Source organism: Bartonella sp. AP36NXGY (assembly GCF_042195865.1).
Lineage (GTDB): Bacteria > Pseudomonadota > Alphaproteobacteria > Rhizobiales > Rhizobiaceae > Bartonella.
In genome coordinates this window covers 1-5,012 of the sequence record NZ_JBHIPD010000047.1, presented here as the reverse complement: position 1 = coordinate 5,012, position 5,012 = coordinate 1, and the positions used below count along the sequence as shown (strand labels likewise).

The window sequence follows — 5,012 nt, the reverse complement described above, 5'->3', positions numbered from 1 at the left end:
TTGCCGACAGTCCTTGGCTCTTAAGACGATTCATAAGAACCATTTTTACTCCTTTCTGCTATAGTTTTTACCCACACGTCAGCCCCGCTTGTGGTGTGCAAGCAAGTGATTTTGATTGATTCAAGATACACAGATTTAAGATGAGAGAATCTTACGTTATTCAGGGTTCTCATTCAATATGAATAACGCTAGATTATGATTATAAATCAATGCCTTGAACGCTTGTTCACAAGCAAGAGCTTGAAGAGACTTTAAATGGCATTGGGGAAACAATGAAAAACATTGCAAGTTAGCAAAATAGTGAAAAGTGCTGATCATGTTACGATTAGATATGCATTTAAATCGACAAAAAGGTACCATAAAAAGCGATTTAAAGATTTTACGATGAAAACGTATCCACAATATAAAACGCTCTGTACGGTCAAATTTAAGGTAAATAGACCAATTGGTAAAATTATGGACTAAAAACATGAGAATATTAAAAGACCTGTTCTTAAAAAAACGTAAACAACCAATGCAAAAAGAGTTTGTTGCAACAGCTGTTGGTTATGTTCCTTGGGGGGACGGAGCAGAGGAGTATTTTTACAACCTCTACGAATATGAAGATGGCACAAAAGAATGTGAAAAGTTTGATGGTGGTCAGTATTACAAAACACCTAAGAATGCGGATTTTAGTACCAAAGCGCAAGTAAAAGCATGGGTTTATGGGGGGTACTATTCCGAAAAGCGTTCTCAATTACGAACCTCTTATAGATGAGATCAATAAAGGCGTAAAAAAACTATCAGAAGTTGCTTGATTTTAAAGAACATGACCTCTAGGTGTGAAGAAAGATGGGCTAAGTATTTCTAAAGATGCCCTACTTGCTCTAAAGGTGAAATATGTGGGATTGGGCTGTTATGCCGAGCTTGCCACAAATCATGCTTTTGTTGCAATTTAAGCCAGAATTCCGCATCATTTAAACCCGCTTTTTCTAACCGTAAAGCTAAATTAATGCTAATCGCCGCATGGCAGTTTAAGACGCGGGATAAAGTTAAACGTGCAACACCAAGACGATTTGCAGCTTCTGTTACTGTTAACCCTAATTCATCAAGCAATTCTTCTTTCAAAATGCCGCCAGGGTGTGGAGGATTGTACATCATAATAACACCTCAAAACTCAATGGTAATCTTGATAATTAACCAGTTCAACGTCTGTCCCAATGAAACGAAAAGTAACACGCCAATTTCCATTGACACGCATTGACCAGTAACCTTTTAAATCGCCCGTAAGCGCATGTAGACGATACGATTTAAGAGTAACTTGTTCAGGCGCGGATATTGTATCTAAAATTACTAAAATGTTTGCTAATTTTTTAGCATGCGCGGGTTGTATGCCTTTGCAGACTCCTCTTTCAAAGAATAATTTCAACCCTTTATGCTTAAAACTAACGATTGCCATATATACCCTCTTGATACTTGATACTATACACCATGCATTTATGTCAATTGATTATTTATCAAAGAGCATATTAAACATAATTTTATATGTTAAAAAACAATAATATCATTTTGAAATAATTGAAAAAATAAGCAAATCATGCTAAGATTTTCTATGTATTAAAGTACAAGTTTAAGGTAACTAAAATATGCTAAATAAAGTGACATTAATCGGGCGTTTAGGTGCTGATCCCGAAAGCAAAACAATGAATTCTGGAGCAGAAATAGTCAATTTTCGTATGGCAACTTCTGAGAGCTATACAGATAAAAATACTCATCAAAAAGTAGAGAAAACTGAATGGCATTCAGTTGTGATTTTTAATCCACATTTGGCAAAAATTGCACTTCAGTATCTCAACAAAGGTTCAAAAGTTTACGTAGAAGGAAAATTACAGACACGCAAATGGCAAGATAAAAATGGGCATGACCGTTACACAACAGAGATTATTTTACCACAATTCAAAGGCGAGTTGTATTTGCTTGATGTAAAGAAAGATCAATCTGCCCCTTCTTCCGTTACTTCTCAAAATTATGCTATCGCTTCAGGTGCTGCTGATCATAGTGCATCTCTTAATGACAGCATACCATTTTGATTGATAAAATATGGCAAAGAGAAACATGTGGGCTCCCACAGATTAGGGGATGTATGAAGAAGAAAGATGCTTACATTTCACAAGTGAAAGTACGTCAAGATCCTGTTAATCAATTGGCAATTGAAATGCGTGCTAAACGCTTCTGCTTGACCATAGAAGAGGCTAAAAATCCGCTTGCTGGTACTTATGTTGGGCGGCTTTGTTTGCAAGGTGTGCTTACTCAAGACCAGTATGATGCTGCGCAAAAATATCTTGAAGTGAAAAATGACTATTTGTGTGCAAAAGGTTTACCAAGCGCTGTTTATGACGAAATACCATCATCTTCTGATGACAAAGCAAGAGAAAAATGGGTTGAATTTGCAACAGGACAGTTTTCTAATATGCAAGAGGCGATAAAAGAAACACAACATCTCTATAGACAGTATAATCTTTATGCATCAATACAATATATTGTTGTTGAAGACCAAACATTACCACATCTTGTGAATTCATTGCGGGTCGCTCTTAACGCGCTTCATAAATATTTTGACAGAAAAACTAAATGGTAAATGTTTTATTGTTCTTTTTCCATAACAGCATGAAAAGCTCTTGAAGAATATGCATTAGAATGTTATATTTTTATATAATATTAAAGGGAGTGTTTTATGCACACAACAAAATTACGTAAAGTTGGAGGGTCTGTTATGCTCTCTATACCGCCCGCATTGCTTGATGTTCTTCATCTTTCTGAAAACACGCAAGTGGGTCTGGCTATTGACAATGGACAATTGGTTGTAAAACCACAGGCATTCCCTAGCTATACTCTTGAAGAATTGTTAGCGCAATGTAATCCTTCAGATGATTTTGCGGATGGTGATATGGAGTGGTTTGATGCCAAGCCTGTTGGCAGAGAGCTCTTGTAATGAAGCGGGGCGAAATTTGGTTTGTATCACTTGACCCATCTTCGGGTTATGAACAAAAAGGAACGCGTCCGGTATTGATTGTATCACCAGAGGCGTTTAATCGTGTCACGAAAACACCTATTGTCTTGCCTATTACAAGCGGAGGAAATTTTGCAAGAACAGCAGGGTTTGCTGTTTCATTAGCAGGAACAGGATTACATACCACAGGTGTGATACGTTGTGATCAACCACGAGCTCTCGATATAGCAGTGCGTCAGGGAAGGAAAATGGAAACAGTTCCCCCCATGATTATGAATGAAGTGCTTGCCAAGCTATCAACATTTCTAACATAGTTTTTTTATGCATTTTTAAGAACGATGCTAAAGTAAGCAATGTGACGCGAAACGTTTCTCTGTATAACGCCTTGTAAAAGACTAAGGAAAATAATTCATTCTATTGTACGCAGAAGTGCCTCTTTTTGTTTCTAAAAATAAGAAAGATATGAAGTATTTGTTTTGTTTTATGATTTTTAGTATTTTTATTCTTCACTTATAGCTATTACAATCAACATCTTGAAATTTATCATAACCATAGTAATCTTTATGTTGCTGTTTTAACATTTTACATAGATTGTATCGATTAATATCAAATTTTTCGAGCACTTCGTTTGGAAGATCATATAAATTTCGAGGACCAACATCAAACATATCAACTGCATCAGCTAGGTTATTTGGAATGCGGTTCTCATCTGCATCTGATTTTCGTCCGCAGTTGGTAAGAAAAAGCACACTGATTAATATGATTAATAAGTAACTTATTTTTTTTGCTGATAAATAATTCATTATTTCTTTTATGGCTGGAGTTTAAGTATATATTAAAGATTAAGAGTTTTCTTAATAAGGTGATCCATCTTATCAATTTCATTGCTTAGTGCATCAATCATGTTATTTACTTTTTCAATATTCTGATGAAGTTCAAAAAATTGTGCCTCATAATTCAACACATCAGATGTGTGTTTAGACTTAGATGCTTTTGCCATGGCTTGAAGCGCTATGTGCCGCTTTTGAACAAGGCTAAAAATGGATTGTATTGTCTCATGTCTTGCTTTGATTGCTTTATTTCGTGTATGAATTATAGTGTACAATCCATAATTCTTTTGTTGATCCTGTCTTGGACTCATATTGAGTAGTTTTATAGTGAGGGCATCCTGTTCTTGAGCTATTATTTCCCACTCATTGAGGGTGATTTCTAGAAACTTCTGTGTGTCATTCCATCTCCTTTCCGCATTTTCTTTTGCATCTTTTTCTAGGTTCAGTTTTTCAATTATTTTAGAACAAAATAATTCATTTATACTAGCATAACCATGTGCCGTTGGCAAAAGATATGCCATAAAAAACGCAATCGTTAATATGTTCTTTTTGAATACAAATATTTTTGTAAATGTCTTTTTAATTCTGCATAAAGCAGCTTTTTTGAAAAATAACATTAATTCCCCCCACTTTTTGCTAATCAATAATTTAGCGTTTCCGTATAATTAATTCGTTTAGATAATACAATTGTGAGTGGTTGGTTGTTAAAGACACTAGATTTAGGTGAAAAAATAAAAAATACACAATATAGTGATTTTTTTGTTGACAGGATATGAAAAATAGTGTTTTATGGCGTTGCTGTACTAGTCGAATTGTCTCTAGAATTACAGTAAAGGTATAACCTTTCTTATAAGTTCATATGATTGTTCAGAGCCCTGCTTTTGCGGTTTTTTTTATTGTCTTGTTTACAAAAAGAAACACACATGAAAACCACTGAAAAACTTGCAAAAAAAAACGCCCCCAAAGGCAGGTCAAGGGCGTGCCAAATAAAGTGACGCGCATTTTAAAAGAAGCAGTGGTTAAGGCTGCTGAGAATAAAATTGGCAAGGATGGTTTGATTTCTTATTTGGAAAGATATTATCATAAAAAACACAATAAAGTCAATATGTTGAGCGTAATTATTTTATATGAATCCACTCAAGAATCCATCTTTTTATGCATGATTCATTTGACCATTTTTTATATAAGATTGG

At 35.0% G+C, this 5,012-nt stretch carries 8 protein-coding genes and 2 pseudogenes; 6 read left to right on the top strand and 4 right to left on the bottom strand.

All coding sequences use genetic code 11. From position 1 onward, the window contains the following. Window positions 1–469 precede the first annotated feature (469 nt). Window positions 470–797, top strand: a pseudogene (locus ACFINX_RS09290) (hypothetical protein). Between the two features lie 49 nt (window positions 798–846). Here ACFINX_RS09290 and ACFINX_RS09285 read toward each other — a convergent pair. Both ACFINX_RS09285 and ACFINX_RS09280 read right to left on the bottom strand, forming a co-directional pair. After that, the gene (locus ACFINX_RS09285; protein ID WP_004856691.1) at window positions 847–1,140 is read right to left on the bottom strand and encodes a HigA family addiction module antitoxin; all 294 of its coding nucleotides are present in this window, start codon (window positions 1,138–1,140) and stop codon (window positions 847–849) included. A 16-nt stretch (window positions 1,141–1,156) separates the two neighbouring features. After that, window positions 1,157–1,438, bottom strand: a complete 282-nt coding sequence (locus ACFINX_RS09280; protein WP_375668725.1) for a type II toxin-antitoxin system RelE/ParE family toxin — start codon at window positions 1,436–1,438, stop codon at window positions 1,157–1,159. A gap of 187 nt (window positions 1,439–1,625) precedes the next feature. Between ACFINX_RS09280 and ssb the strand changes: the two genes are divergently transcribed. From ssb to ACFINX_RS09260, 4 genes are all read left to right on the top strand, one after another. Further along, window positions 1,626–2,069 (top strand): single-stranded DNA-binding protein, encoded by a 444-nt coding sequence (ssb, locus tag ACFINX_RS09275; RefSeq protein WP_375632569.1) that lies wholly within the window; start codon window positions 1,626–1,628, stop codon window positions 2,067–2,069. 53 nt (window positions 2,070–2,122) lie between these two features. Next, complete coding sequence (locus ACFINX_RS09270; RefSeq protein WP_375668724.1) at window positions 2,123–2,617, top strand: hypothetical protein; 495 nt, start codon at window positions 2,123–2,125, stop codon at window positions 2,615–2,617. A 96-nt stretch (window positions 2,618–2,713) separates the two neighbouring features. Then, window positions 2,714–2,971 carry an AbrB/MazE/SpoVT family DNA-binding domain-containing protein gene (locus ACFINX_RS09265; RefSeq protein ID WP_375624257.1) on the top strand — a complete coding sequence of 86 codons (258 nt, stop codon included), beginning with the start codon at window positions 2,714–2,716 and terminating at the stop codon, window positions 2,969–2,971. Continuing rightward, a complete protein-coding gene (locus ACFINX_RS09260; protein WP_375668723.1) occupies window positions 2,971–3,303 on the top strand; it encodes a type II toxin-antitoxin system PemK/MazF family toxin in 333 nt (110 codons plus the stop codon). The genes ACFINX_RS09265 and ACFINX_RS09260 overlap by 1 nt, the downstream gene beginning before the upstream one ends. Window positions 3,304–3,495: 192 nt before the next feature. Here the strand turns inward: ACFINX_RS09260 and ACFINX_RS09255 are convergent, their stop codons facing one another. Beyond that, window positions 3,496–3,792: a hypothetical protein gene (locus tag ACFINX_RS09255; RefSeq protein ID WP_375668722.1), complete on the bottom strand. Its 297-nt coding sequence runs from the start codon at window positions 3,790–3,792 to the stop codon at window positions 3,496–3,498. 32 nt (window positions 3,793–3,824) lie between these two features. Continuing rightward, entirely contained in the window at window positions 3,825–4,436 is a 612-nt protein-coding gene (locus ACFINX_RS09250) for a hypothetical protein (protein WP_375668721.1), read from the bottom strand. Between the two features lie 362 nt (window positions 4,437–4,798). Between ACFINX_RS09250 and ACFINX_RS09245 the strand changes: the two are divergent. Beyond that, window positions 4,799–5,012: pseudogene (locus tag ACFINX_RS09245) on the top strand (hypothetical protein); the annotation flags it as partial.

Bases quoted from the DNA above. Each gene is read 5' to 3' on its own strand.
- ACFINX_RS09260 (WP_375668723.1), top strand. From the start codon at position 2,971: ATGAAGCGGGGCGAAATTTGGTTTGTATCACTTGACCCATCTTCGGGT.
- ACFINX_RS09255 (WP_375668722.1), bottom strand. From the start codon at position 3,792: ATGAATTATTTATCAGCAAAAAAAATAAGTTACTTATTAATCATATTA.
- ACFINX_RS09285 (WP_004856691.1), bottom strand. From the start codon at position 1,140: ATGATGTACAATCCTCCACACCCTGGCGGCATTTTGAAAGAAGAATTG.
- ACFINX_RS09265 (WP_375624257.1), top strand. From the start codon at position 2,714: ATGCACACAACAAAATTACGTAAAGTTGGAGGGTCTGTTATGCTCTCT.
- ssb (WP_375632569.1), top strand. From the start codon at position 1,626: ATGCTAAATAAAGTGACATTAATCGGGCGTTTAGGTGCTGATCCCGAA.
- ACFINX_RS09280 (WP_375668725.1), bottom strand. From the start codon at position 1,438: ATGGCAATCGTTAGTTTTAAGCATAAAGGGTTGAAATTATTCTTTGAA.
- ACFINX_RS09270 (WP_375668724.1), top strand. From the start codon at position 2,123: ATGAAGAAGAAAGATGCTTACATTTCACAAGTGAAAGTACGTCAAGAT.
- ACFINX_RS09250 (WP_375668721.1), bottom strand. From the start codon at position 4,436: ATGTTATTTTTCAAAAAAGCTGCTTTATGCAGAATTAAAAAGACATTT.